A 25,259-nucleotide genomic window follows, 5' to 3' on the forward strand; every position below is an offset into this window, starting at 1 on the left:
CGCGCCGTTTTCATTTACACAGCTAGCTGTACCGATCAAGCCGGAGTCGTCATGAAACGTCTGAAAGAACTCAATGGCAGCGCCGCCGAAGTCGAAGCGGCGTTCTACGATGCCTTGCACCGCGCCGACCTCGAAGCGCTGATGGCGCTATGGGCCGACGATGAAGAGATCGTCTGCATCCACCCGGGCGGCGCGCGCCTGATCGGCCACGCCGCCATCCGCGCCTCGTGGGAAACCATTTTGGCGGGCGGCGGCCTGCACATCGTGCCGGCGCAGCTGCATGAAACGCACAATCTGATGAGTTCAGTGCACACGGTGATCGAAGGCGTCACCCAGGAAGAAGGCGGTCCGGCGCATCTGCTGGCGACGAATGTGTATGTAAAAACGCCGCGCGGCTGGCGCATCGTGCTGCACCACGCCTCCATCGCCCCCGGCGGCGCACCGGCCGACGCCGCGGGGACGCAGATCCTGCACTGATGTCTTTGCCTCTTATCTACAACGCCCCCTACACCGCCCCGCTCTGGCTGCCTGGCGGCCACGCGCAGACGATTTATCCGGCCGTGTGCCTCGCCAAGCCGGCCGTGGCCTTCCGTCGTGAACGCTGGCAAGCGCCCGATGGCGACTTCGTCGACGTCGACCTGGTCGACGGCCAGCCGGGCCAGCCCTTCGTGGTGCTGTTCCACGGCCTGGAAGGCTCGTCGAACAGCCATTACGCGCGCGCCCTGATGGCCGAGGTGGCGGCGCGCGGCTGGTCGGGCGCCGTGCCGCATTTTCGCGGCTGCTCCGGCGAAGCGAACCTGGCGCCACGCTTCTACCATTCGGGCGACGCGCAGGAAGTGGACTGGGTCGTGCGCACGCTGCGCCCGCGCGCCACGGGAAAATTTTACGCGGCCGGCGTGTCGCTGGGCGGCAATGCCCTGCTGTGCTGGCTGGGCCAGTCGCAGCACCAGGCCGATTTCATCGATGCGGCGGCGGCCGTGTCCGCCCCGCTGGACCTGGCGCAAGGGGGCAAGGCCCTGTCCTCCGGCGCCAACCGGCTCTACACGCGCATGTTCCTGAACACGCTCAAGCCGAAATGCCTGGCCAAGCTGGAACAGTTTCCCGGCCTGTTTGCGCGCGACGCCATGCTGGCCGCGCGCGACTTGCACGCCTTCGACAATGTCGTCACGGCGCCCCTGCACGGCTACCGCGACGCCGACGATTACTGGCACCGCGCCAGCGCCAAGCACGTCTTGCACGACATTACCGTGCCGACCCTGGTGCTGAATGCACAGAACGACCCCTTCCTGCCCGGGCGCTTCTTGCCGCGCAGCGCCGCGCCGCAGGTCACGCTCGAATATCCGCGCCACGGCGGCCACGTCGGCTTTGTCGCTGGCAAGTTGCCGGGAAGCACACGCTGGCTGCCGCAACGCCTGATCCATTTTTTTGAAGGCGGCAACACGGCGCCATCGGCGCCGCAAACCTGTCACGCTGACGGCACGCGCACTCACACGGAAAACGCTACACATGGATGAACTCGTCAAGCAGGCCCTGGCCAAATGGCCGAACGTGCCCCACTGCTACGGCTGGCTGGGCCTGGACGCGCGCGGCCACTGGCGCATGCGCGACCAGCATACGCAACAGCAACAACTGCCGGGCGACAAGATCGCCCACGTGGCCCTGTTGGGATTTATCAACCGCAATTACGATCATGACGAACGCGGTTGCTGGTTTTTCCAGAACGGCCCACAGCGCGTGTATCTGAATCTGGAAGCGACGCCGTATATCGCCCGCAGCGACCCGCAGCACGGTTTTGTCTTGCAGACGGGTGCGCCGCTGGAACAGATCGAGCAAGCGTATTGGTGCGATAACGGCGCGCTGATCCTGCGCCACGGCGACATCGTGGCACAGGTCGATGACCGCGACATGGCGCAGGTGCTGCCCGCGCTGCGCCTCGACGGGCAAGCGGTGGGCGACGAAGCGCTGCTGGCCTGGCTGGAAGATGCGCAAGGTAATTTGATGTTATTGCATAACGGCAAGGAGATTGCCGTGCAGCCGCTGGCCTATGCCAGCGTACCGCAGACCTTCGGCTTCCAGCAGGCGCCGCAAGCCGAATAAAAGTCAGCCCTTCTGGTCCTTGATCTGTTCGCGGCGCTTTTCCTGCAATTCCCGCTCGCGCGCATCGATCACGGCCTGGTCATAAAAGGTCGCGTCCGTCGATTTGCGGGCGATCGTCAGCTGGTCCAGCGCGGCCATGGTGGCGCCCTGCAGCACGTAGGATTCGGCCAGCGCCATGTGCTGCAAGGTCATCTTGCCCTGGTCCGCATAGGCTTTCGCCAATAAATCGTAGAGTTCCGGCTCTTCCTTGTAGAGCTGCACCTGGTCGCGCAGATACAGGGTGGATTGCTCCAGCTTGCCGGCAGCCATCAGCGCTTCCGCATACTGGTGGGCAATGCCGCGCGAGAGGGGAAACTGCTGGCGCGCAGCGTCCGCCGCCTTCAGGGCCTGTTGCGCCACTTCCTTCTTTTGCGCCGGCATCAACAGCACTTCCAGCGCCATCGCCGCCAGCAGGGAATTGGGATCCTGCGTGCCGCCCGAGGTAAACACGTTCGGCCCGGCCGGCTGGTGCAGGGCCGCATTGGCCGCATCGAGTTCCTTTTGCGCCTCCGCCGGCTTGCCCTGCTTGACGGCAACAAAGGACAAGCCATAGTGGGCGGCCGTCACCTGGAAGCGGCTTTGCTGTTCCAGCTGCGTCTTGAAGACGGCCTTGGCGTTCAACAGGCCTTGCACGCTTTCATCCTGCAGCACGCGGGCGCGAGCCCGGGCCAGGTGAAAACTCAGGCTGTCCGCACGCTGCTTATAGGGCTGTTCGCGGATGCGCGCCTGGATGTCGGCGATGCGTTCCGTCGTCAGCGGGTGGGTCTGCAGGTAGGCGGGCATCAGGTCGCTGTACGAACGGCTGGCCGCCTGCATGCGGCCGAAGAAGGCCACCATGCCGGTGGTATCGAAACCGGCCTCGCCCATGATCTGGAAGCCGATGCGGTCCGCCTCGCGTTCGGCGTCGCGGCCAAAATTGAGCTGGCGCTGGATGGCCAGGCCCTGGCCGGCGGCAAACACGCCCATCGCCACGTCGCCGCCCGCCCGTGAAGCGAGCGCCGCCAGCAGCATGGCCGCCAGCGGCATCAGGGCATCCTGGCGCTGCTGGCCCAGCATGCGCGCGATATGGCGCTGCGCCACGTGGCCGATCTCGTGCGACAGCACGGAAGCCAGTTCCGCCTCCGTTTGCGCCGCCAGCACCAGGGCCGAGTGCACGCCGATGAAGCCGCCCGGCAAGGCAAACGCGTTCAGCTGGGGATCGCGCACGGCAAAGAAGAAATAGTCGTAATTCGTTTCGCCGCGCACGCTGGGGCGCGCCGCCACGAGCGCGTTGCCGAAGGTATTCAGGTATTCCAGCAAGGGCGCATCGTCAAGGTAGTCGCGGTCGCCGCGGATGCCGCGCATGATTTCCTCGCCGATCTTGCGCTCCATCGCCGGCGACAGGTCTTCGCGCGACGTGTCGCCCAGGTTCGGCAGGTTCGGCGCCGGCGGCACGGCCAGCGGCGTCCAGCTGCTGGCCGGCTTGGCGGACACGCTGGCAGCCGGCGCCGCTGGCGCGGAGGTATAGGTTTGCGCCAGCGCACAGGGCGCAGCGCAGCAGAGGATGGCCAGCACCGATACGCGACGTGAGCCGCGCAGCCATGCCGGAGCGGCGTTTTCAAGGACGATCGGAAGGGAAGTTTTTGAATTCACGGGTGCTATCATACCTTGTTCGCGGCACCCATTCCCACGCACCAAGCATGCGCCATGCCAGTGACATGACGTCGTGGTCAGGCGTGCCGCGCCCCCACCCCTCACCTATTTTGACGCCATGACAACAGCAAACAAGCAAGCCCCCGCCGGGGAATTGACCCATTTCGACGCCACGGGCCAGGCCCATATGGTGGACGTGGGCAGCAAGGAAGACACGCGCCGCAGCGCCGTGGCCGCCGGCACCATCCGCATGCAGCCCGCCACCCTGGCCTTGATTATTTCCGGCACCGCCAAGAAAGGCGACGTGTTGGGCATCGCCCGCATCGCCGCCATCATGGGCGCCAAGCGCACCAGCGACCTGATTCCCCTGTGCCACCCGCTGGCCCTCACGCGCGTCACCGTCGATTTTGAAGTGGACGAAGCGGCCAACAGCGTGCACTGCCGCGCCCAAGTCGACACGACGGGCAAGACGGGCGTGGAAATGGAAGCGCTCACTTCCGTGCAGATCGGCTTATTGACGATCTACGACATGTGCAAGGCCGTCGACCGGGGCATGGTCATGACGAATGTGCGCGTGCTGGAAAAGCATGGCGGCAAGTCGGGCGATTGGCACGCCGAGGTGTAATCACGCTGCCTGGCGCGCAAGATGGAGCTTGACGCGGCGCAGGTCGCGCAGCAGCCAGGCGCCACACAGCAGGCATAGCGCGATGACGGCCACGGACAGGGGCAAGTGGAACTGTTGCAGCCCCGCCAGCGCAAAGCCGGCGTGGATCAGAGACGTTCCCACGCCCAGCACGGCGCATACTGCCGCATAGCGGGACGCGTGTCGGGTGTTCAGCAACACATGCCGGTAACCGGCCAGCACCACGGCAATCGCCGCCAGGTTAAACACGAGAAAACCCTGCACGCCGCCCGGCACATGAAACATCTCCCACTCTTTCCAGTAGGCAGCGTCGATTTGATGCAAGATCAGGAACAACATGGTCCAGAAGTAGCTGCGTTGCATAAGGTTTACGTTCGTCAATATTGACGTAATTGTAAAGCCTGAACCGCGTACCTGCACCTGTGCATGGCATTTTTCAATGCCAATATGAATTTCATTGATATAAATGCTTTTTCATCAAGAAATCATGCATACTGCGAATCGTCCATATCCAGATGAGCATCGCATGACAAGCAACAAGCCCGCCGCGGAAAGCAAGCTCCAGGACTTCGAATTCGAGGCCATGAATCTGCAGGTGGGGGGACGCATCCAGTTCATCACGCACCGCACCATCAAGCCCATCCAGCATTTCTCGACCGTGATCGGCTATGTGAAAGACGAGTACCTGATCGTCAAGATTCCCATGGAAAACGGCGCGTCCATCGTCCTCAACGAAGGCGACAAGCTGACCATCCGCGTGTTTTCCGGCGTCACCGTCTGTTCGTTTTCCTGCAGCGTGCTGCGCATCTTTGGCCGCCCCCTCAATTATGTTCACCTGAGCTTTCCCGATGCCATCCAGGGCACCAGCCTGCGCACGGCCATGCGCGTGAAAGTGGAAATTCCCGCGCAGCTGAGCTATCGCGATGTGGCGGCCGTGCCCGTGTTCATCGTCAACCTCAGCGTCTCGGGCGCGCTGATCGAGGCGCCCAGTATGCTCACGCCCGATGACGAAGGCGTGGCACTGAGCTTTACCCTGCTGGTGCAGCCGAACAAGCACCAGATGCGCGTCAACACGCGCGCCCGCATCCAGAACGTCAGCGTGGGCAAGCCGTCGAATAGCCATGCCGCCGGCGTGGCGGAAATCTATACGTATGGCGTCCAATTCATCGACCTGGAACCGACCCACTACACCCTGCTGCAAAACCTCACCTATGAAGCGCTGATCGCGGACCGGCAAAAAATCGTCTGACGCTGGCAAGGCAGACCCCACTTACAGCGTCGGCGTCACCTCGGGAATGTTGTTTTTGGTAATCGCTTCCTTCGCTGCCGCATTCGTCACGGTGGTGCTATTGAACCAGGTCAGGCTGCTCGTGCCCGGCTTCATGGTCATCGTCACGGTTTGTCCGCCGATACCCGTGCCCAGGTCGGCCGCCAGGGTCAGCACGATATCGCCCTTGTCCACTGTGGCGCTGGCCACTTCGCGCGTGGCACTGAACACGGGGATGGCGCTGGGCACGGCCTGGGTGGGGGTGCTGCAGGCGGTGGCCAGCCCGCCGTTTTCCTGCACGCACAGGGCCACGGCCGTTTTCAAGGGGGCAGCGGCCGCCAGCACATTGCTGACCTTGGCCCGCATCGTGTAGTCGCCATATTGGGGAATGGCCACGGCCGCCAGGATACCGGCGATGGCTACCACGATCATCAGTTCTATCAGGGTAAATCCGCTTTGCGCGCGCATCGTATCCTCCCATTGTGCATTGCTCACGCCGTGCATGGTGCAAGCGCCATGCCAGCGGCGCGCCCGGGCAGCGGCGGCGCACGTGGAAAGAAAAGCGACACATTTGGGCCGGTTCGGACCAGCGCCGTCGTTCCGGGCCGGGATGCGGCCTGTCTTGCGGACAAAAAAAAGGAGCCGAAGCTCCTTTTTTGTACTGCGGTGACCGGGCTGGAATTACAGCATGGCTTTCAGCAGACGCGCCATTTCCGACGGGTTTTTGGTCACGGTGATGCCGCAAGCTTCCATGATTTCCAGCTTGGCTTGTGCCGTATCGGCACCGCCCGAGATCAGCGCGCCGGCGTGGCCCATGCGCTTGCCTGGAGGAGCGGTTACGCCAGCGATGAAGCCGACGACCGGTTTTTTCATGTTGTCTTTGATCCAATAAGCCGCGTTGGCTTCGTCTGGACCGCCGATTTCGCCGATCATGATGACCGCGTCGGTATCAGGATCATCATTGAACATCTTCATGATGTCGATGTGCTTCAGACCGTTGATCGGGTCGCCGCCAATGCCGACTGCCGACGATTGGCCCAGGCCCAGTGCGGTCAGCTGACCCACTGCTTCATAGGTCAGGGTGCCCGAACGCGACACCACGCCGATACGGCCCTTCTTGTGGATGTGGCCTGGCATGATGCCGATCTTGATTTCGTCTGGCGTGATCAAGCCTGGGCAGTTAGGGCCCAGCAGCAAGGTTTTGCTGTTGGCTTTAGCCATGCGGTCTTTCAGGGCCATCATGTCACGCACAGGAATGCCTTCGGTGATGCAAATGGCCAGATCCATTTCAGCTTCGACAGCTTCCCAGATCGCCGCTGCCGCGCCTGCTGGCGGTACGTAGATCACGGAAACATTGGCGCCGGTTTCTTTTTTCGCTTCGGTAACGTTAGCGAAAATAGGAATGCCTTCGAAATCTTCGCCGGCTTTCTTCGGGTTCACGCCTGCCACGAAGGCAGCTTTGCCGTTCGCGTAGTCGCGGCAACCGCGGGTGTGGAACTGGCCGGTCTTGCCGGTGATCCCTTGGGTAACGACTTTGGTATCTTTATTGATCAGAATGGACATGTTGATTCCTTAATTAAGCTTGACCGGCAGCAGCGGCAACGACGCTCTTGGCTGCATCTTCCATGGTGTCGGCTGCGATGATAGGCAGACCGGAATCGGCCAGCATCTTTTTGCCCAGGTCTTCGTTGGTGCCCTTCATGCGCACGACCAGCGGTACGTTCAGCGAGACGGCTTTCACTGCGGCGATAACGCCTTCGGCGATCACGTCGCAACGCATGATGCCGCCGAAAATGTTCACCAGGATGGCTTTCAGGCCTGGGTTTTTCAGCATGATCTTGAACGCTTCGGTCACTTTTTCTGCCGTGGCGCCGCCGCCGACGTCCAGGAAGTTGGCTGGCTCGCCGCCGAACAGTTTGATCGTGTCCATGGTGGCCATGGCCAGGCCGGCGCCGTTCACCAGGCAACCGATGTTGCCGTCGAGCGAGATGTAGGCCAAGTCGAATTTCGACGCTTCGATTTCAGCTGGATCTTCTTCGTCCAGGTCGCGCAGGGCGATGATTTCCGGATGACGGAACAGGGCGTTCGGGTCAAAGTTGAACTTGGCGTCCAGGGCGATGACCTTGCCGCTGCCGGTGACGATCAGCGGATTGATTTCGGCCAGCGAGCAATCGGTTTCCCAGTATGCCTTGTACAGGCCTTGCAGGTTGACGCGGGCGTCGACGATGGAACCGGCAGGCACGCCGATTTTGGTCGCGATGTCGTCTGCCTGGGCATCGGTCAGGCCAACGCTCGGCTCGATGGTGACGTGGTGGATCTTCTCTGGGTGGCTCTCGGCCACTTCTTCGATGTCCATGCCGCCTTCGGACGATGCCATCAGGACGATTTTCTGGGTGACGCGGTCGGTGACCAGCGAAACGTACAGTTCCTGTTTGATGTCGGCGCCTTCTTCCACCAGCAGGCGGTTGACTTTCTGGCCTTCGGCGCTGGTCTGATGCGTGATCAGCTGCATGCCCATGATCTGGTCAGCGTATTCCTTGACCTGTTCCATCGATTTTGCCACTTTCACGCCGCCGCCCTTGCCGCGGCCACCTGCGTGGATCTGCGCCTTGACAACCCACACCGGGCCGCCCAGGGTTTCCGCAGCCTTGACGGCTTCTTCGACGGACATGCACGGAATACCGCGTGGTACCGTCACTCCGAATTGCCGGAGGATTTCTTTGGCTTGATACTCATGGATTTTCATGCTGGCTTCCCTTCTGATACTGATGTGTAAAAATACGGTTAGTGGTGCAAAAAAAACAGGAAAGCGCCGGGGTCACGGCTTGGCTACCCAGCGCGGGTAATACTGTGCAACTGCCCCGCCATCCGTGCGCAGGGCGTGGCATTTGTCGAGTTGAAACGGCTTTTCATGCGATAAGTCAGCATTCGCACCGTCACGGGTCGACCAGACATCGCCGGCAAATGCCTGAACCGTCGCAGTCGGCAAGACTTGCGCCAGTTCGGTCAAATGGGTACAGCCGGCGATTCCCGCCAGGCGCTGTTTCAAGTCGCGGCGGAAATTCTTCAATAAATTCAGACCGATCAGCGCCCTGTAAGCGGGGCCGATGGTATCGCAAAAACCGGGATAGGGTACGGCATCGGAGGCAGCCTCGGCCTCGACAATGTTCAGTTCGCGATCGACGGTAATGCGTAAATGGAGGTCATGCAGAGGGGCGCCGGCGGGACGGGGGCCGGAGGCCAGGGTCGCGTCATAGCTTTTGATATCGGTGATATGGGCGTCAATATCCCACAGGCCGTCGTCGCGCACATACGCTTGGACGTCGATAACACGGGAGTGCCGTAGGGCGCGCCGGGATACGGGAGTTGACAGGGGCATAAGACCGATGCCGCTTGCGCGGCCATAATTAGTAAGCAGCCATGTGCATAAAGCACGCCGTTCGCAGCTTCTACGAACAGCAACCGCACCTGCGGCGCCGCAAAAACCCTAAAAGTGTAGCACATAGGGCGCTAGTTGCGCCGCAACATAATTTTTTATTGGTCTGGCCGCCTGCCGCAAATTATCAGTGAAAATCGCAAAATGAATGACAAACATTCGCAATATGAATAACTTGAATGCAGGAGTGCAAGCACCGGCAACCTGGCCGGCGCTGCGCCTCAGTCAGTCACACCCAGTATGCGCAAAATGGGCAAGTTACGCGCAGAGAAATGCTGTGCGTGCGCCAGCAGTTCGGCCAGGTTTTCCTCTTCCGTCAACAAGGGCTGCCCGTCCTTCGTCAGCAACTGTTTCAGGCGCAGCAACACCGGCCATGTCGCGCGCACCCATTCTTGCGGCGTTGAACAACCTTGCAGTTTCGCCCACAGGAATAGCTGTTGTAAATGCGGTACAGCCACGCCGCTGCCCGTCAGGGGACTGGCGAGGATGGTCAAATCGGTTCTTGCCAGCGCCTGTTCCAGCAGGTGCGCATTCAGGCGCGCCGTCTGCGGCCGCGCCACGGCGATGTCGGCCTCGTCCTGGACAGCCAGTACGCTGCCCTTGCTGACCAGCACCAGCATGATCTGCAGCAAGGCGGCCAGGTTGGCTTCGCTGCCAGCCAGTTGCTGCTCCAGTTCGCCTATCGTGTACACGCGATGGTCGGCCATGGCATCGAGCACGGGCGCATACACGCGCTCATCCATATCGGCGTCGCCCAGCACGCCATGCACGCTCAACACCACCTCGTCGCGCGGCACGGCCAGCATCACGCGCACGGCCCGCAAGGCACTGGCCTGGGCGAACGGTGTCAGCCTGCGCGCGCCCTTGACCCAGTAATCCTTGCGGAACTGCTCGTTGACAAGGAAGCCGCGCGTCGTCTCGCGGAAGATGGGATCGGGTATCTCGGCCAGGAATTGCTGGTGCTCGGCCGTCAGGTTCAGCATGTCGACCAGGGCGGTATAGGTGGCTGACGCGGCAAACTCGAGCTTGGCTTCGCCCAGCATGGCCGCGACGCTGGAAAAGGCCATCGGCTGCCAGTCGGCATTGAAATACTCATGGGCAAGATAATGCCCATCCATCGCCTTGAGCTTTTCAATGCGGTCGGCCAGCAGCGGGTTGGCCTCCAGGTAGCGCGGTTGCGTGGCGATCATCCTGTCAACGAAACCGATGGCGCCTTCGACTCTGGCCAGCACGCCCTGGCCCGGCGCACTCATGACGCGGCTATGTTCGGCCATCAGGTCGCGCATCGGCATCATTGCGGCCCAGCCTGGCTGAGTGTTGTAACTGATGAAGACGACACCGCCGACTTTCAGCTTGCGCCGCAGGAAGTCGACGATCAGCGCGCGATTTTCCGCCGAGACCCAGCTCCAGATCCCGTGCAGGCAGATGAAGTCGAAATCGGGCAAGTCGTCGCGGCGACAAAACTGCGCGAACGATTCGTCCGTGAACTGCGCGCCGGCGCCAGCCGCGCTGGCCAACTCCTGGGCAAATGCAGCCTGGGATGGATTGAAATCATTGCCATGCCAGCGCGTGGCGGACGCCGCCGCATGGATGTTGGCGCTGATACCCTGGCCAAAGCCCAGCTCGCAAGCCGTGCCACTGGCAGGCAAGGCAAGGCCGGCGGCCAGCAGGGGCAGCCGCAGACGCAAAGGATTTAATTCTTCGTAATAGCCATAGGTATAGGCGATTTCGGCCATATAGCCGGCATTCCAGTTGCTCATCTTGCATCCTGTCACGATCAGTGGTGCTGCGCGCATCGCACAGCGTTCGAGCGCCAGCATACCCGATCACGCGGCGTCACCATCCTGGAAACAGACGGCGTTTGAAAGCCCAGTTCATGGCGGCACGGCGGGGGAAGCACGGGCATGGCCAGACCGGCAGGCCAGAGACACGGGAAAGCGGCTTTGCCGTCGCGCCCGCAGACCCCGTGGAATGCCCGCGCCTGCCTTATTCCTCGTCGGGATCCAGCCCCTTCAAGGCCACCTGCACGGCGCGCTGGGAAAAACCGCGCTGCATCAGGAAGCGCATCTGCTTGTTGCGCTGCTCGGCATCCTGCGCCACCTCGCCAAATTTGCGGCGCCACACTTCGCAGGCACGCGCAACCTCCCCTTCGGCCAGGCCCGCCTTGAGTTCCTGCAAGGCCTCGCCCCCGATGCCATGGCTTTGCAATTCCGCCATGATGCGGCTATTGCCAAAGCGGGCCGAGCGGCGGTGGATCAGCGACTCGGAAAAACGCTCCTGCGACAGCCAGTTGGCTTGCTCCAGGCTGTCGAGCAAGGCTTCCACATCATCGCCCTCCTGCGCATGGCGCTGCAGCTTGCGCCGCAATTCCATGCGGCTGTGTTCGCGCATCGACAAAAAACGTAGCGCCCTGCCCTTCAGGCTTAGTTGTACTGCGGCCATACACCCACCTTGTCTTTCATTCCACGATCACACCACCCAAACACAATCGCCGCCCGGCGCAACAACGCGGGACGGCGATCGTGGTCATACTATGCGGCGAGCCGCGCGTAGGTCGGATTAGGCCCCTTGGGCCGTAATCCGACAACATTGTTGACGTCTGTGGTGTTGTCGGATTACGCGCGGCTTTGCCGCGCTAATCCGACCTACTCTGCCTTGGCTTCTGCAGCCTTGGCAGCCTTGTCGGCGGCTTTATCCGCTTTTTCCGGCTTTTCAGCGGCCAGCGGCGGCAGTTCGCGCACGCCCAGCGAAGCGCGGACCTTGTTTTCGATTTCGCGGGCCAGCGCCGGACGCTCTTGCAGGAAGGCACGGGCGTTGTCCTTGCCCTGGCCGATGCGTTCGCCGTTGTAGCTGTACCACGAACCGGATTTTTCCACGATCTTGGCATCCGAGCCCAGGTCCAGGATTTCGCCTTCGCGCGAGGTGCCGGCGCCGTACAGGATGTCGAAGTGCGCTTCCTTGAACGGTGGCGCGATCTTGTTCTTGACGACCTTGACCTTGGTTTCGTTGCCGATCACTTCATCGCCGGACTTGATCGAGCCGGTGCGGCGGATATCCAGGCGCACGGAGGCGTAGAATTTCAGCGCATTGCCGCCGGTGGTCGTTTCCGGGCTGCCGAACATCACGCCGATCTTCATGCGGATCTGGTTGATGAAGATGACCAGGGTATTCGTGCGGTTGATGGAGCCGGTCAGCTTGCGCAGGGCTTGCGACATCAGGCGCGCTTGCAAGCCTGGCAGGGAATCGCCCATGTCGCCTTCGATCTCGGCGCGTGGCGTCAGAGCGGCCACGGAGTCGATGACGACGAGGTCGACGCTGCCCGAACGCACGAGGGCGTCGCAGATTTCCAGCGCCTGCTCGCCCGTATCCGGTTGCGAGATCAGCAATTCATGCAGGTTCACGCCCAGCTTTTGCGCGTAACCGACATCGAGCGCGTGCTCGGCATCGATAAAGGCGCAGGTGCCGCCCAGTTTTTGCATCTCAGCGATGGTTTGCAGGGTCAGGGTGGTTTTACCCGACGATTCCGGACCGTAGATTTCCACCACGCGGCCGCGCGGCAAACCGCCCACGCCCAGCGCGATATCGAGGCCGAGCGAACCGGTCGACACGACTTGCACTTCTTCGATCGCTGCGCTGGCATCCATGCGCATGACCGAACCTTTGCCAAACTGCTTCTCGATCTGCGCCAGTGCGGCGGCGAGCGCCTTGGCTTTTTCCGATGCGGGTACTACAGCTTTTTTATCGTCCATATGTTCTTTCAGCCGTTCTACAGTTGCGGATTCACGTGAATCCCGCAGCCTGCGATAGCGCCAGTGGGTTAAATTCTTTACACAGACAGTACTGTATAAAAAAACAGTGATCAATGCAAGCGGAACGTGGATTTGTTTTGAAACAGATCAATACAAGCCTGGTTTCTCACAAAAACTCGCCACCTTGCGGAAAATGAAACACAATACAAACTTCTACCGCCGCAAGCATAGGAAGTGCACCATGCGTATTTTACTTGCCGAAGATGACAGCGTGCTGGCCGATGGCCTGACCCGCTCGCTGCGCCAGTCCGGTTATGCGATCGACTACGTCAAGACGGGCCAGGAGGCCGATACGGCCCTGTCCACCCAGGAATTCGACTTGCTGATCCTCGACCTGGGCCTGCCCAAGATGTCCGGCCTGGAAGTGCTGCGCCGCCTGCGCGCGCGCGCCTCGCTGCTGCCGGTGCTGATCCTGACGGCCGCCGATTCCATCGAGCAGCGCGTGAATGGCCTCGACCTCGGTGCCGATGATTATATGGCCAAGCCGTTCGCCTTGTCGGAACTGGAGGCAAGAGTGCGCGCCCTGACGCGCCGCGGCGCCGGCGGCGGCGCCACCATCATCAAGCACGGCCCCCTCAGCTACGACCAGGTGGGGCGCAGCGCCTACATCAACGACCAGATGCTCGACCTGTCGGCGCGCGAACTGGGCTTGCTGGAAATCCTGCTGGGCCGCACCGGCCGCCTCGTCTCGAAAGAACAGCTGGTCGACCACCTGTGCGAATGGGGCGAAGAAGTGTCGAACAACGCCATCGAAGTGTATGTGCACCGCCTGCGCAAGAAGATCGAGGTGGGCGGCGTGCGCATCGCCACCGTGCGCGGCCTCGGCTATTGCCTGGAAAAATACTCGGAAGCGGCGCGCCTGAACGCCGAAGCGGGCGAATCGGCAAGCCCGGCCAGCGGACCCGCCAGCAAGTGAAGGTGCGCGAGGCGCCAGCGGACGAAGCGGACGACGACTGGTTCGAGCCGCCCACCACGGAGCAGGACGACACCATCGAGCATTCGCTGTTTGGCGAAATCCTCGACTGGATGCTGGCGCCCTTGCTGCTGCTGTGGCCGATGAGCATCGCCATCACCTATCTGGTGGCCAAGGGCATCGCCAATCAGCCGTTCGACCATGCGCTGGAAGACAGCGTGACCGTGCTCACGCAGCAGGTCAAGCAGGCCGACGGCGCGATGCTGCGCCGCGTGCCGGAAAAGAACAGTAACAACAAGGGCCGCGACTTCCTGCGCGGCGACGATATCGACACCCTGTATTACCTGGTGGTGGGTCCGCGCGGCGAATACCTCGACGGCGACCGCGATTTGCCGCCGCCGCAGGACCCCGACAAATACCGCAGCGGCATGGTGCTGTTTCGCAACGACACCATCCATGGCACGCCCGTACGCGTGGCGTTCAGCTATCTCGACATTCCGTCCAGCAACAACGACGAGCCGCAGCGCGCGCTGGTGCAGGTGGCGGAAACCCTGGAAAAACGCGCCCAGCTGGCCAATGAAATCATCAAGGGCGTGATCTTGCCGCAGTTCATCATCCTGCCCGTGATCCTGGCCCTGGTCTGGTTTGCCCTGGCGCGCGGCCTGTCGCCGCTGGCACAATTGCAGGAACGCATACGCGCCCGGCCGCCCGACGATTTATCGCCCATCGAATCGGGCCAGGTACCCGAGGAAATCACGCCGCTGGTCGGTTCGCTCAACGAGATGCTGGCGCGCCTGTCGTTGTCGATCGACATGCAGAAGCGCTTCATCGCCGATGCCGCGCACCAGATGAAAACGCCGCTGGCCGGCATGCGCATGCAATCCGAGCTGGCGCTGCGCCAGACCGACCACGACGAGATCCACCGCTCGCTGCTGCAACTGGCGAAAAGTTCGGAAGCGGCCACGCGCCTGGTCAACCAGCTGCTGGCCCTGGCGCGCGCGGAAAACCAGCCTCAGGCGGGCACGGCGTTCGAACCGATCGAGTTGAGCGAACTGGCGCGCGGCGTGGTGCAGGACTGGGTGCAAGCCTCGTTTGCCCAGCATATCGACCTGGGCTTCGAGCAGCCCGCCTATGCGATCATGATTTCCGGCAATGCCATGATGCTGCGCGAGCTGCTGAGCAACCTGATCGACAATGCCCTGCGCTACACGCCGGCCGGCGGCAGCGTCACGGTGCGCGTGCGCAGCACCCTGGAACTGGCCATCCTGGAAGTGGAAGATACGGGCCCCGGCATACCGCAAGCCGAGCGGGCCCACGTCTTTGAACGCTTTTACCGCATTCTCGGCAGCAATGTCGACGGTAGCGGCCTGGGCCTGGCCATCGTGCGCGAAATTGCCCAGCAGCATGGCGCCGAAGTCGATATTTTTAACAATCCGCGCGCGCACTCGCCGAAGCTGCCGGGCACCCTGCTGCGCCTGAGCATCGCCCTGTTGTTGCCGGACGCGCCAGAAGAGGATGAGGTCACGTATGGATAAGCCCAGCCTTCCCGCAGTGCCGTTGCGCACGCCCACCCCCGAACTGCAGTCGCGCCGCGATATCCACTGGCGCAAGACGCGGCGCCTGACGGCCGTCCTGCTGCTGGTCTGGTTGCTGACGGGCTTCCTGACCGTGTTTTATGCGCGCGAGCTGTTGCATTTAAATCTGTTTGGCTGGCCGCTGCCCTTCTATATGGCGGCCCAGGGTGCCTCGCTGGTGTACCTGGCCATCATCGCCTTGTATGCCTGGCGCATGCAGCGCCTCGACCGGGCTTTTCATGCAGAGGAGCACGCATGAGCGACCAGCGCAGCTTCTTTGCGCGCCTGTGCCGCTACTATTTGCTGTTTACGGCCGGTTTTGCCGCCTTCCTGCTGGCCCTGTCGGTGCTGGAACAGGAAGGCATGCCGCGCGCATGGATCGGTTACCTGTTCATGCTCGTCACCATCACCCTGTACGCCACCATCGGCGTCATCAGCCGCACCTCGAACGTCACCGAATACTATGTGGCGGGACGCAGGGTACCGGCCATGTTCAACGGCATGGCCACGGCCGCCGACTGGATTTCGGCGGCCAGCTTCATCAGCCTGGCCGGCGGCCTCTACCTGAACGGCTTTGACGGCTTGGCCTTCATCATGGGCTGGACGGGCGGCTATTGCCTGGTGGCGCTATTGATCGCCCCCTACCTGCGCAAGTTCAGCCAGTACACGATTCCCGATTTCCTCGCCGCCCGCTATGGCAGCGGTACCGACAAACGGGGCGCCAGCGTGCGCGTGGTGGCCGTGGCCGCCACCATCATCGTCTCGTTTACGTATGTGGTGGCGCAGATCTACGCTGTCGGCCTGATCGCCTCGCGCTTCACGGGGGTGGATTTTTCCGTCGGCATCTTCCTGGGCCTGGCCAGCATCCTCGTCTGCTCCTTTCTTGGCGGCATGCGCGCCATCACCTGGACGCAAGTGGCGCAATACATCATCATCCTCGTCGCCTTCCTGATTCCCGCCATGTGGCTGTCGGTCAAGCATGCGGACAATCCCGTGCCGCAGATCGCCTACGGCAAGGTGTTGCCGCAACTGAGCGCGCGCGAACACGTGCTGGAAACGGATCCGAAAGAAAACGAGGTGCGTGCCATCTTCCGCCAGCGCTCCATCAGCTACCAGGCGCGTATCGACGGCTTGCCCGCCTCCTGGGAACAAGGCCGTCTGACGGCCCAGCGCCAGCTCGACAGTTTGCGCCAGCGCAATGCCTCGCTGTTCGACATCCGCAACGCGGAGCGCTACCTGATCGCCTATCCGAAAAGTCCCGATGAAGCGCGCGCGCTGTGGCAGGCCGCGCAGGCGCACAACCAGAAGCGCGCCGAGCCGATCATTCCGCACGCACAGCCATTTCCCGCCGCCGACCGGGAGCAGTCCGACATCAAGCGCAACAATTTCCTGGCCCTCGTGTTTTGCATGATGCTGGGCACGGCCGCCCTGCCGCATATCCTCATGCGATCCTACACCACGCCGTCCGTGCACGAGACGCGCGTCTCCGTCTTCTGGACCCTGTTCTTCATCTTGTTGATCTACCTCACGATTCCCGCGCTGGCCGTGCTGGTCAAGTACGATATTTACTCGGCTCTCGTGGGCACGCAATACGCGAACCTGCCCACCTGGGTGTCGTACTGGGCCAACGTGGACAAGCTCAGTCCCCTGATCAGCATCGTCGACATCAACCGCGACGGCATCGTGCAACTGGCGGAAATATCCATCGATGCCGACGTGCTGGTGCTGGCCACGCCCGAGATCGCCGGCCTGCCTTACGTTATTTCCGGCCTGGTGGCGGCCGGCGGCCTGGCTGCCGCCCTGTCGACGGCCGATGGCTTGCTGCTGGCCATTTCGAATGCCCTGTCGCACGACATCTATTACAAGGTGGTCGATCCCAGCGCCTCGACGCAAAAGCGCGTGACGATTTCAAAATTGCTGCTGCTGGCCGTGGCCTTCATCGCCGCCTATGCGGCCTCGCAAAAGCCGGCGGACATTTTGTCGCTGGTGGGCGTGGCGTTTTCCCTGGCCGCCTCGACCCTGTTCCCGCCGCTGGTACTGGGCGTGTTCTGGAAACGCGCCAACTACCAGGGCGCGCTGGCCGGCATGCTGACGGGCTTTGGCGTGTGCCTGTATTACATGCTGCACACCAGCACCATGTTGGGCGGTAATGCCAGCGGTCAATGGTTTCATATCGCCCCCATCTCCGCCGGCATCTTCGGCGTGCCGGCAGGCCTGGCCGCCGCCGTGCTGGTCAGCTGGCTGACACCGGCGCCGGGACGCCGCAGCACGGGGCTGGTCGAGCATATCCGGGCGCCGGAATAGCACCTTGCTGGTTGAAACGTACAAACAATGATACCTTCAAGAAATAGTGCATAAATAGATATCTTATTTACTATTTCCTGGAGGCGGAATGACACCCAGCAACATTACTTTGGCAAGCTGTGCAACACTCACCCGCGCCGCAATGGCCTGCCTGTTGCTGGCCATCGTATCGCCGCCAGCACTCGCCCAAACGGCAGCCGCCAGCACCAAAGCTATCGTCCCGTCACGCATCGGCGCCACCGCCTTCTTTGACGAAGATCAGATCAGCAGTGTCACGCTGTCGCCTGACGGCAACGCGGTCGCCATCTTGCTGATGGGCGACAACCGGCGCCGGCGCCTGACCGTGCTCGATGTAGCCAGCCAGGAAGTCAAGGTCGTTGCCAGCTTCAGCGACCGCGACATTGCCAATGTGGCATGGGTCAATGCCAAGCGGCTGGTATTCGATACCAGGGACTCGCAGGTGGCCGATGGCCAGCGCAAATATGCGCCGGGCATGTTCGCCGTCGACCGCGATAGCAGCAATTACCGCCAATTGGCTTCCATGGATGATATCCCGGATGACCCGCGCTTCGCGTCCAGGAAGTTACCGTCCTCCGTGTATCTGCTGGACCAGTCCGGTACCCAGGATTCCGATGTCATTTATGTCCAGAAAGCCGTCGTGTTCAAGGAGTTCAATGAGAATACGGCGAGGGTCGGACAATTCGATTTGCTGCGCCTCGATACCACTACCCAGCAATGGGAAAAAGTGGCGCCCCCCGCCAAAGGCGTGCTTCACTGGCTGCTCGACCAGCACGGCAAACCACGCCTGGCTACGGCTGTCGAGGGCCGGCGCAAGACGTTCTACTACCTTGAACAGGGCGAGCAACGCTGGCGTGCCATCGCCAGCCAGGATGCCTACGACAGCGAACCTCACGCCATTACGCCGCTGGAATTCGGTCCCGATGGCACCTTGTATGTCAGCAGCCGCAACGGCGCCGACAAGCGCACCCTGTATGCCTATGACCTGGCGGCTGGCCGCGTCACGGGCAAGCCGCTGGTGACGCTGGCTGGCTATGATTTCGACGGCGGCATCCTCACGGACCAGAAACGCCTGCTGGGTGTCTACTACACCAATGATGCCACCACCACCGAATGGTTCAGCGCCGACTGGAAGGCGGTGCAGCAAGACATCGACGCGCAATTGCCTGCGACCATTAACCTGATCTCACGCAGCGCCAGGGCAGACAGCCCGCAGCTCATCGTGACGGCATATTCGGACCGCCAGCCCAGCGCCTTCCTGCTCTACAACAAGCAAACCCGGCAATTGCAAAAGATCGGCAACGCCCGCCCCGCCATCGATGCTGAGCACATGGCGCAAACCGATCTAATGCAATATCGAGCGCGCGACGGCATGGAGATTCCTGCCTGGCTGACCTTGCCCAAGGGGGGCGGCAAGAAACTGCCGATGCTGCTACTCGTGCGCAGTGCGCCAGCAGAACGTGGCAGCCTGTGGTACTGGATGAGCGAGCGGCAATTTCTCGCTTCGCGCGGCTATGCCGTGCTGCAAGTCGAATTTCGCGGCAGCGGCGGCCGTGGCGACCAGTATTTGCGAGCAGGCTGGAAACAATGGGGTCTGGCCATGCAGGATGACCTGGCCGACGGCGCACGCTGGGCCATCGCACAAGGCATTGCCGATCCGCAGCGCATCTGCATCATCGGCGGCGGCGCCTATGGCGGGTATGCCGCCCTGATGGGCTTGATCAAGGATGGCGACCTGTTCCGTTGCGGCGTAAGCTGGGGCGGCATCACCGACTTGCCGAAAATGTTTACACAGCACTGGAGCCTCGATCACCGGATGGGCGAGGAAGCAAGACAATACACCATGCCGCAACGCATCGGCGATCCCGTGCACGATGCCACCCTGCTCAAGGCGAGCTCCCCCATGTATCAGGCCGAAAAGTTGACGCAGCCCCTGCTGTTGGCCTACGGGGGGGCCGGCAGCAAAGTCCCCGTCTATCAGGGCACGCAAATGCGCGACAAGCTCAAGCAGAACAATCCCCGCGTCGACTGGCAGTTGTACGCCGACGAAGGCGACCGTTGGGGCTTGGCGGCCACGCGCGTTGATTTCTGGCAGCGCGTGGAACAATTCCTCGACAGAAATATTGGAAAAGACAGCGCCCCGGCAAAAAAGGAGTAGGCTGGAGGGCCGTTCCACTTACGAGGAAATCCCATGCCGTCTGGAAAAATTCTTGTTGCCCAGGGAGGCGGCCCCACCGCCGTCATCAACCAGTCGCTGGTGGGCGTGGTGCTCGAATCGCGGCGCTTTCAACATGTCACGCGCGTGTATGGCGCGCTGCACGGCGTGCGCGGCATCGTCAATGAAGAGTTCGTCGATCTGACGCAGGAAACCAGTCATAACCTGGAACTGGTGGCCGCCACGCCCTCGTCGGCCCTCGGCTCCACGCGCGACAAGCCGGACATTGCCTACTGCCAGCAAATCTTCGAAGTGCTGCGCGCGCACGAGATCGAACATTTCTTTTACATCGGCGGCAACGACTCGTCCGACACGGTGCGCATCGTCAGCGAGGAAGCGCACAAGGCCGGCTATCCGCTGCGCTGCATCCACATCCCGAAAACCATCGACAACGACCTGGTGGGCAGCGACCACACGCCCGGCTTTCCGTCTGCCGCGCGTTTCGTCGCGCAGGCGTTCGCCGGCGCCAACCTCGACAATGCGGCCTTGCCCGGCGTGTACGTGGGCGTCGTGATGGGCCGCCACGCGGGATTTCTGACCGCCGCCTCGGCATTGGGCAAGAAGTTCCCCGACGATGGCCCGCACCTGATCTATCTGCCCGAGCGCGTCTTCGTGCTGGAACAATTTCTTGCCGACGTGAAGGCGACCTATGAAAAACATGGCCGCTGCGTGATCGCCGTGTCGGAAGGCATCCACGACGCGTCGGGCGAACCGATCGCCAGCTTGCTGGCCAAACAGGTGGGCAATGAAGTGGAGCGCGATGCGCACGGCAATGTGCAATTGTCAGGCACGGGCGCGCTGGCCGACCTGCTGTGCGACGAGATCAAGGCGAAACTGGGCATCAAGCGCGTGCGCGGCGATACCTTCGGCTATCTGCAGCGCTCCTTCATCGGCTGCGTCTCTGATGTAGATCAACGCGAAGCCCGCGAAGTGGGCGAAAAGGCGGTGCAGTTCGCCATGTGGGGCGACCGCGATGGTTCCGTCGCCATCAAGCGCACGGGCTTTTATTCCGTCGATTACGAGTTGCTGCCGCTCACCGAGGTAGCAGGCAAGACGCGCACCATGGAAGACGAATTCATCAGCGCCAGCGGCACGGACGTGACGGATGCGTTCCGCCTGTATCTGCGCCCGCTGCTGGGCTCGGGCATGCCCGATGCGTTCCGCCTGCGCGCGGCGAAAGTGGCCAAGGTCTTGAAACCCTAGCTGTTTTCCGCCAACAATAGCGGCCGCAACTTGACGGCCGCCTCCTTGAGCTGGGGCACATGCTGCATCAGCTGCTCCACGGACTTTCTCGCCACGGGCGCGTGGCAGGCGACGGCCGCCACGATGCGCCCGTCGGCCGCGCAGATGGGCACGGCCACGGCCACCATGCCGTGCACGAACTCCTCGTCGTCGATGCCGATGCCCAGGCGGGCGATGCGCACGATCTCACGCTCGAGCAGCACGGGATCCGTGATGCTTTTCGGCGTGCGCGCCTGCAGGGTCAGCATGGCCAGCAACTCGCGCCTTTCCAGCAAATTCATATGCGCCAGGAATAGTTTCCCACTCGCCGTGCAATGCATGGGCGCCCGGCTGCCCAGCACCAGGTGCAGACGCAACGGTTCCTGAGTTTCCACGCGGTCCACATAGACGATCGCATTACCCTCGGGAATAGCCAGGTTGCACGTCTCGCCCGTGACCGCCACCAGACTGCCCAGGATGCTGCGGCTCACGCGGATCAGGGCATTGTTGCGCAGGGTGGCCAGCGCCAGGTTGGTGGAAGCGGCACCGGGCACGTAGCCGCGTCCCACGGGCGTGCGCAGCACATAGCCATGTTGTTCCAGGGTATCGAGCAGCCGCATCATGCTGGCCTTGGGCACTTGCATGCGCGCGGCCAGCTGCGACAAGGTCAATGGCTGGCTGGCGCTGGCCAGGTGCTCGATCAGGCGCAGCACGCGCAATCCCCGCGCCTCGTCGCCATGGCTGGCCGCCGCACTGGCAGCTACCGCGCCACCCGCCGAGCTGTCTTCTTCGGCCTCGGCCTGCCGTTTTTGAAACGCATCATGCATGTTCTGTTTCACCTCTCGCGTATGCGGCTGTTTCCGCTTGTCCCGGTGCTGCACGTCTTTTATAAATGGAACCAGACGTTCCAAAAATAATCAATAAAGACCAGTGTATCGCAAAAAACGCCCATCGAGGCGGCTAGATACCGCAACGCAGGAGACAAGAGTAATGTTGCAAACACACTACGATTACATCGTGGTCGGCGCCGGTTCCGCCGGCTGCGTGCTGGCCAACCGCCTGTCGCACGACAGCAACAATCAGGTATTGCTGCTGGAAGCAGGCGGCAAGGACAACAATCCGTGGATACACGTGCCGGTCGGCTATTTCAAGACCATGCACGACCCCAGGCTGGACTGGTGCTACCGCACGGAAGCGGACGCCGGTATCGCCGGTCGCCAGCTGCAATGGCCGCGCGGCAAGGTCTTGGGCGGCTCCAGTTCGCTCAACGGCTTGCTGTACGTGCGGGGGCAGAAGGAAGATTACGACCGCTGGGCCGAACTGGGCAATGCAGGCTGGAGCTATGCCGACATCTTGCCCTATTTCAAGAAATCGGAAGACCAGGAACGGGGCGCCAGCGATTACCACGGCGTGGGTGGCCCCTTGAAAGTGTCGGACTTGCGCCTGCGCCGTCCCATCGCGGAACACTTTATTGCGGGCGCCACGGAAAGCGGCATTCCCTTCAATGCCGACTACAACGGCGCCACGCAGGAAGGCGTCGGCTACTTCCAGCAGACGGCCAGCAAGGGCTTGCGCTGGAGCACCGCCAAGGCTTTTTTGCGGCCTGCCCGCAAGCGCGCCAACCTGCGCGTGGAAGTGCGCGCACAAATCACGCGCGTGCTGTTCGAGGGCAAGCGCGCCGTCGGCATCGAATTCCGCCAGGATGGCCAGTTGCGCCAGGCGCGCGCCAGCGGCGAAGTGATTTTATGCGCGGGCGCCATCGGCTCGCCGCAGATCCTGCAATGCTCGGGCGTAGGCCCACGCGCCCTGCTCGAGGAAGTGGGCGTGCCGCTGGTGCACGACTTGCCCGGCGTGGGGCAGAACCTGCAAGACCATCTGCAAATCCGCCTCGTCTTCAAGACGCGGCTGAAAACCCTGAACGATGAAGTCAACAGCCTGTGGGGCAAGCTGTGGGTGGGCATGCAGTATGTGTTTTCCCGCTCGGGGCCCTTGACCTTGGCGGCCAGCCAGGTGACGGTGTTTACCAGGTCGTCGCCCGAGGTGGAGCGGCCCGACATCCAGTTCCACATGCAGCCACTGAGCGCCGACAAGCCGGGCGAAGGCGCGCATCCGTTTTCCGCCTTTACGTCGTCCGTGTGCCAGCTGCGCCCGCACAGCCGTGGCCACGTGTCGATCAAGTCCGCCGATCCCCTCTCCTATCCGGGCATCTACCCGAATTATCTGTCCGACCCGCGCGACCAGCAGACGGCAATTGCCGCCCTGCGCGTGGCGCGAAAAATCGCCGCCGCACCGTCGCTGGCGCCGCACATCATTTCCGAGTTCGTGCCCGGCCCGCAGTTCGAGACGGATGCGGAATTGCTGGACGCGGCGCGGCGCTTCAGCCAGTCGATCTACCACCCGAGCGGCACCTGCAAGATGGGACATGACGCCATGGCCGTCGTCGATGACCGCCTGCGCGTGCACGGCATGCAGAACCTGCGCGTGGTCGACGCGTCGATCATGCCGGAAATCGTCTCGGGCAATACGAACGCGCCCACCATCATGATCGCCGAAAAAGCGGCCGACATGATCCTGGCGGACGCCGTGCGGCTGCCCAAGGCTGCCTAGTCCGCGCCCCACGCCACCTCACCCGGGAGGATGCCAGCGGCGGGCAGACGGCCCCGCCCCTCAATGACTTGGCAATCAGCCAGGCATCAAAAAAACACACATAATCGATATCGATTGGAGACTAGATATTATGGATAACAATCCGAACAATCCGAAAAAGGCCAAAGAGCTACGGAAAGTCGTGATGGCCAGCGTGATCGGCGCCACCATCGAGTGGTACGACTTCTTTTTATACGGCGTCGTCGCCGGCATCGTGTTCAGCAAGCTGTATTTCCCGGGCGGCGATCCGCTCGTCTCGACCATGCTGGCCTACGGTACCTTTGCCGTGGGCTTTCTGTCGCGCCCCATCGGCGGCGTGATCTTCGGTCACTTCGGCGACAAGATCGGCCGCAAGAGCATGCTGGTGATGACCCTGATGATCATGGGGATCTCCACTTTCCTGATCGGCGTGCTGCCCACATATGACCACATCGGCTACTGGGCGCCCGGCCTGCTGCTGTTCCTGCGCGTGCTGCAGGGTATCGGCCTCGGTGGCGAATGGGGCGGCGCCGTGCTGATGGCGTATGAATATGCGCCACCCAAGGAGCGCGGCTTCTACGCCAGCTTGCCGCAGATCGGCCTGGCCATCGGCCTGTGCCTCGCTTCCGGCGTGGTGGCGATCCTGTCCTACAGCCTGACGGACGCGCAGTTCCTGTCCTGGGGCTGGCGCGTGGCCTTCATCCTGTCGGCCGCCCTCGTCTTCATCGGCATGTGGATACGCCTGAACGTGATGGAAACGCCGGAATTCCAGGCCGTCAAGGAGAAGAATGCGGAGACGCAGATTCCGTTTTTCGACCTGTTGAAACGCTATCCAGGCAACGTCTTGAAAGGCATGGGCGCGCGCTATATCGATGGCGTGTTCTTCAATATCTTCGGCGTGTTTTCCATCACCTATCTGACCAACACCATCAAGATAGACCGCACGGAAGCGCTGATGGGCGTGATGGCGTCGGCCGTCGTGATGTGCTTCTGCATTCCTTTCTTCGGCCGCCTGTCGGACCGCATCGGCCGCACCAAGGTGTTTTTCTGGGGTTCATTGATCACGGGCGTGTCGGCCATCCCCGCCTTCTGGATCATGCTGCATCACGCCGACAATCCGCTGCTGCTGTGGTGTTCCGTGATCATCCCGCTAGGCGTGCTGTATTCGGCCGTGTACGGCCCGGAAGCGGCCCTGTTCTGCGACCTGTTCGACGCCAAGGTACGCTACACGGGCATCTCCTTCGTGTACCAGTTCTCCGGCATCTTCGCCAGCGGCCTGACGCCCATCATCGCCACCTACCTGCTGAAAACGGGCAATGGCGAACCGTGGCACATCGTCGGCTACATCCTGTTCGCCTCCCTCGTCTCGGCCGTCAGCGTGGCCATGATCGGCAGGGGCGGCTCGCAACCGGATGGCCGCATGAAGCCGGCGCACGCGCGGTAGGCGCAGGCACGTAAAAAAAGGC

At 62.2% G+C, this 25,259-nt stretch carries 23 protein-coding genes; 13 read left to right on the plus strand and 10 right to left on the minus strand.

The window, feature by feature from the left end; translation table 11 throughout:
• The first annotated feature begins 51 nt into the window (after positions 1-51).
• From O3297_RS18680 to O3297_RS18690, 3 genes are read left to right on the plus strand one after another with little or no spacing between them, the layout of a single operon-like run.
• The gene (locus tag O3297_RS18680) at positions 52-477 is read left to right on the plus strand and encodes a nuclear transport factor 2 family protein (protein ID WP_034746103.1); all 426 of its coding nucleotides are present in this window, start codon (positions 52-54) and stop codon (positions 475-477) included.
• Entirely contained in the window at positions 477-1,514 is a 1,038-nt protein-coding gene (locus O3297_RS18685) for a YheT family hydrolase (protein ID WP_305049396.1), read from the plus strand. Before O3297_RS18680 ends, O3297_RS18685 begins: the two co-directional genes overlap by 1 nt.
• Positions 1,507-2,097 (plus strand): DUF2946 family protein, encoded by a 591-nt coding sequence (locus tag O3297_RS18690; protein WP_305049397.1) that lies wholly within the window; start codon positions 1,507-1,509, stop codon positions 2,095-2,097. Before O3297_RS18685 ends, O3297_RS18690 begins: the two co-directional genes overlap by 8 nt.
• Positions 2,098-2,100: 3 nt before the next feature.
• On the opposite strand, the gene O3297_RS18695 is transcribed toward O3297_RS18690, so the two are convergent.
• A complete protein-coding gene (locus O3297_RS18695; RefSeq protein WP_370385435.1) occupies positions 2,101-3,690 on the minus strand; it encodes a M48 family metalloprotease in 1,590 nt (529 codons plus the stop codon).
• 196 nt (positions 3,691-3,886) lie between these two features.
• Between O3297_RS18695 and moaC the strand changes: the two genes are divergently transcribed.
• A complete protein-coding gene (gene moaC / locus O3297_RS18700; protein WP_305049398.1) occupies positions 3,887-4,393 on the plus strand; it encodes a cyclic pyranopterin monophosphate synthase MoaC in 507 nt (168 codons plus the stop codon).
• Here the strand turns inward: moaC and O3297_RS18705 are convergent, their stop codons facing one another.
• Positions 4,394-4,774 carry a DUF6713 family protein gene (locus O3297_RS18705; RefSeq protein WP_305049399.1) on the minus strand — a complete coding sequence of 127 codons (381 nt, stop codon included), beginning with the start codon at positions 4,772-4,774 and terminating at the stop codon, positions 4,394-4,396. It abuts the gene before it with no gap.
• 163 nt (positions 4,775-4,937) lie between these two features.
• Between O3297_RS18705 and O3297_RS18710 the strand changes: the two genes are divergently transcribed.
• On the plus strand, positions 4,938-5,660 hold the full coding sequence (locus tag O3297_RS18710; protein WP_305049400.1) for a flagellar brake protein: 723 nt from the start codon (positions 4,938-4,940) through the stop codon (positions 5,658-5,660).
• A 21-nt stretch (positions 5,661-5,681) separates the two neighbouring features.
• Here O3297_RS18710 and O3297_RS18715 read toward each other — a convergent pair whose 3' ends face one another.
• From O3297_RS18715 to recA, 7 genes are all read right to left on the minus strand, one after another.
• Complete coding sequence (locus O3297_RS18715) at positions 5,682-6,146, minus strand: pilin (protein ID WP_305049401.1); 465 nt, start codon at positions 6,144-6,146, stop codon at positions 5,682-5,684.
• Between the two features lie 213 nt (positions 6,147-6,359).
• Positions 6,360-7,241, minus strand: a complete 882-nt coding sequence (gene sucD / locus O3297_RS18720) for a succinate--CoA ligase subunit alpha (protein WP_034746085.1) — start codon at positions 7,239-7,241, stop codon at positions 6,360-6,362.
• 13 nt (positions 7,242-7,254) lie between these two features.
• The gene (sucC, locus tag O3297_RS18725) at positions 7,255-8,424 is read right to left on the minus strand and encodes an ADP-forming succinate--CoA ligase subunit beta (protein ID WP_034788653.1); all 1,170 of its coding nucleotides are present in this window, start codon (positions 8,422-8,424) and stop codon (positions 7,255-7,257) included.
• 72 nt (positions 8,425-8,496) lie between these two features.
• A complete protein-coding gene (locus O3297_RS18730) occupies positions 8,497-9,057 on the minus strand; it encodes a DUF2889 domain-containing protein (protein WP_034788654.1) in 561 nt (186 codons plus the stop codon).
• Between the two features lie 278 nt (positions 9,058-9,335).
• Positions 9,336-10,874 (minus strand): class I SAM-dependent methyltransferase, encoded by a 1,539-nt coding sequence (locus O3297_RS18735; protein ID WP_034788657.1) that lies wholly within the window; start codon positions 10,872-10,874, stop codon positions 9,336-9,338.
• 226 nt (positions 10,875-11,100) lie between these two features.
• Positions 11,101-11,556: a recombination regulator RecX gene (recX, locus tag O3297_RS18740; RefSeq protein WP_151097258.1), complete on the minus strand. Its 456-nt coding sequence runs from the start codon at positions 11,554-11,556 to the stop codon at positions 11,101-11,103.
• A 203-nt stretch (positions 11,557-11,759) separates the two neighbouring features.
• Entirely contained in the window at positions 11,760-12,863 is a 1,104-nt protein-coding gene (gene recA, locus O3297_RS18745; protein ID WP_034788660.1) for a recombinase RecA, read from the minus strand.
• Between the two features lie 241 nt (positions 12,864-13,104).
• Between recA and O3297_RS18750 the strand changes: the two genes are divergently transcribed.
• The 6 genes from O3297_RS18750 to O3297_RS18775 all read left to right on the plus strand — a co-directional run bounded on the left by O3297_RS18750 (position 13,105) and on the right by O3297_RS18775 (position 21,150).
• The gene (locus tag O3297_RS18750) at positions 13,105-13,839 is read left to right on the plus strand and encodes a response regulator transcription factor (RefSeq protein WP_034746066.1); all 735 of its coding nucleotides are present in this window, start codon (positions 13,105-13,107) and stop codon (positions 13,837-13,839) included.
• 2 nt (positions 13,840-13,841) lie between these two features.
• The gene (locus O3297_RS18755) at positions 13,842-15,371 is read left to right on the plus strand and encodes a sensor histidine kinase N-terminal domain-containing protein (RefSeq protein ID WP_370385416.1); all 1,530 of its coding nucleotides are present in this window, start codon (positions 13,842-13,844) and stop codon (positions 15,369-15,371) included.
• Positions 15,364-15,669 (plus strand): DUF4212 domain-containing protein, encoded by a 306-nt coding sequence (locus O3297_RS18760; RefSeq protein ID WP_305049403.1) that lies wholly within the window; start codon positions 15,364-15,366, stop codon positions 15,667-15,669. Before O3297_RS18755 ends, O3297_RS18760 begins: the two co-directional genes overlap by 8 nt.
• Positions 15,666-17,714, plus strand: coding sequence for a sodium:solute symporter family protein (locus O3297_RS18765; RefSeq protein WP_305049404.1), 2,049 nt, complete (start codon positions 15,666-15,668; stop codon positions 17,712-17,714). The genes O3297_RS18760 and O3297_RS18765 overlap by 4 nt, the downstream gene beginning before the upstream one ends.
• 142 nt (positions 17,715-17,856) lie before the next feature.
• Positions 17,857-19,890: a S9 family peptidase gene (locus O3297_RS18770; RefSeq protein WP_305049405.1), complete on the plus strand. Its 2,034-nt coding sequence runs from the start codon at positions 17,857-17,859 to the stop codon at positions 19,888-19,890.
• Positions 19,891-19,923: 33 nt separating this feature from the next.
• The gene (locus O3297_RS18775) at positions 19,924-21,150 is read left to right on the plus strand and encodes a 6-phosphofructokinase (protein WP_034788665.1); all 1,227 of its coding nucleotides are present in this window, start codon (positions 19,924-19,926) and stop codon (positions 21,148-21,150) included.
• Here the strand turns inward: O3297_RS18775 and O3297_RS18780 are convergent.
• Complete coding sequence (locus tag O3297_RS18780; RefSeq protein WP_305049406.1) at positions 21,147-21,995, minus strand: IclR family transcriptional regulator; 849 nt, start codon at positions 21,993-21,995, stop codon at positions 21,147-21,149. The two genes, O3297_RS18775 and O3297_RS18780, sit on opposite strands and share 4 nt — an antisense overlap.
• A 163-nt stretch (positions 21,996-22,158) precedes the next feature.
• Between O3297_RS18780 and O3297_RS18785 the strand changes: the two genes are divergently transcribed.
• The gene (locus O3297_RS18785) at positions 22,159-23,775 is read left to right on the plus strand and encodes a GMC family oxidoreductase (RefSeq protein WP_305049407.1); all 1,617 of its coding nucleotides are present in this window, start codon (positions 22,159-22,161) and stop codon (positions 23,773-23,775) included.
• Between the two features lie 130 nt (positions 23,776-23,905).
• The gene (locus O3297_RS18790; protein WP_305049408.1) at positions 23,906-25,237 is read left to right on the plus strand and encodes an MFS transporter; all 1,332 of its coding nucleotides are present in this window, start codon (positions 23,906-23,908) and stop codon (positions 25,235-25,237) included.
• The last annotated feature ends 22 nt before the right edge of the window (positions 25,238-25,259 follow it).

This window comes from Janthinobacterium sp. SUN128 (genome assembly GCF_030587275.1).
In the GTDB taxonomy this organism is placed as follows: domain Bacteria; phylum Pseudomonadota; class Gammaproteobacteria; order Burkholderiales; family Burkholderiaceae_D; genus Janthinobacterium; species Janthinobacterium lividum.

What these genes read in the sequence shown, in the direction of transcription:
- O3297_RS18775 (WP_034788665.1), top strand. Translation starts at nt 19,924, where the DNA reads ATGCCGTCTGGAAAAATTCTTGTTGCCCAGGGAGGCGGCCCCACCGCC.
- O3297_RS18765 (WP_305049404.1), top strand. Translation starts at nt 15,666, where the DNA reads ATGAGCGACCAGCGCAGCTTCTTTGCGCGCCTGTGCCGCTACTATTTG.
- O3297_RS18780 (WP_305049406.1), bottom strand. Translation starts at nt 21,995, where the DNA reads ATGCATGATGCGTTTCAAAAACGGCAGGCCGAGGCCGAAGAAGACAGC.
- O3297_RS18735 (WP_034788657.1), bottom strand. Translation starts at nt 10,874, where the DNA reads ATGAGCAACTGGAATGCCGGCTATATGGCCGAAATCGCCTATACCTAT.
- O3297_RS18680 (WP_034746103.1), top strand. Translation starts at nt 52, where the DNA reads ATGAAACGTCTGAAAGAACTCAATGGCAGCGCCGCCGAAGTCGAAGCG.
- O3297_RS18770 (WP_305049405.1), top strand. Translation starts at nt 17,857, where the DNA reads ATGGCCTGCCTGTTGCTGGCCATCGTATCGCCGCCAGCACTCGCCCAA.
- O3297_RS18715 (WP_305049401.1), bottom strand. Translation starts at nt 6,146, where the DNA reads ATGCGCGCGCAAAGCGGATTTACCCTGATAGAACTGATGATCGTGGTA.
- O3297_RS18785 (WP_305049407.1), top strand. Translation starts at nt 22,159, where the DNA reads ATGTTGCAAACACACTACGATTACATCGTGGTCGGCGCCGGTTCCGCC.
- O3297_RS18710 (WP_305049400.1), top strand. Translation starts at nt 4,938, where the DNA reads ATGACAAGCAACAAGCCCGCCGCGGAAAGCAAGCTCCAGGACTTCGAA.
- O3297_RS18685 (WP_305049396.1), top strand. Translation starts at nt 477, where the DNA reads ATGTCTTTGCCTCTTATCTACAACGCCCCCTACACCGCCCCGCTCTGG.
- recX (WP_151097258.1), bottom strand. Translation starts at nt 11,556, where the DNA reads ATGGCCGCAGTACAACTAAGCCTGAAGGGCAGGGCGCTACGTTTTTTG.
- moaC (WP_305049398.1), top strand. Translation starts at nt 3,887, where the DNA reads ATGACAACAGCAAACAAGCAAGCCCCCGCCGGGGAATTGACCCATTTC.
- sucC (WP_034788653.1), bottom strand. Translation starts at nt 8,424, where the DNA reads ATGAAAATCCATGAGTATCAAGCCAAAGAAATCCTCCGGCAATTCGGA.
- O3297_RS18760 (WP_305049403.1), top strand. Translation starts at nt 15,364, where the DNA reads ATGGATAAGCCCAGCCTTCCCGCAGTGCCGTTGCGCACGCCCACCCCC.
- O3297_RS18750 (WP_034746066.1), top strand. Translation starts at nt 13,105, where the DNA reads ATGCGTATTTTACTTGCCGAAGATGACAGCGTGCTGGCCGATGGCCTG.
- O3297_RS18730 (WP_034788654.1), bottom strand. Translation starts at nt 9,057, where the DNA reads ATGCCCCTGTCAACTCCCGTATCCCGGCGCGCCCTACGGCACTCCCGT.
- sucD (WP_034746085.1), bottom strand. Translation starts at nt 7,241, where the DNA reads ATGTCCATTCTGATCAATAAAGATACCAAAGTCGTTACCCAAGGGATC.
- O3297_RS18690 (WP_305049397.1), top strand. Translation starts at nt 1,507, where the DNA reads ATGGATGAACTCGTCAAGCAGGCCCTGGCCAAATGGCCGAACGTGCCC.
- recA (WP_034788660.1), bottom strand. Translation starts at nt 12,863, where the DNA reads ATGGACGATAAAAAAGCTGTAGTACCCGCATCGGAAAAAGCCAAGGCG.
- O3297_RS18790 (WP_305049408.1), top strand. Translation starts at nt 23,906, where the DNA reads ATGGATAACAATCCGAACAATCCGAAAAAGGCCAAAGAGCTACGGAAA.
- O3297_RS18705 (WP_305049399.1), bottom strand. Translation starts at nt 4,774, where the DNA reads ATGCAACGCAGCTACTTCTGGACCATGTTGTTCCTGATCTTGCATCAA.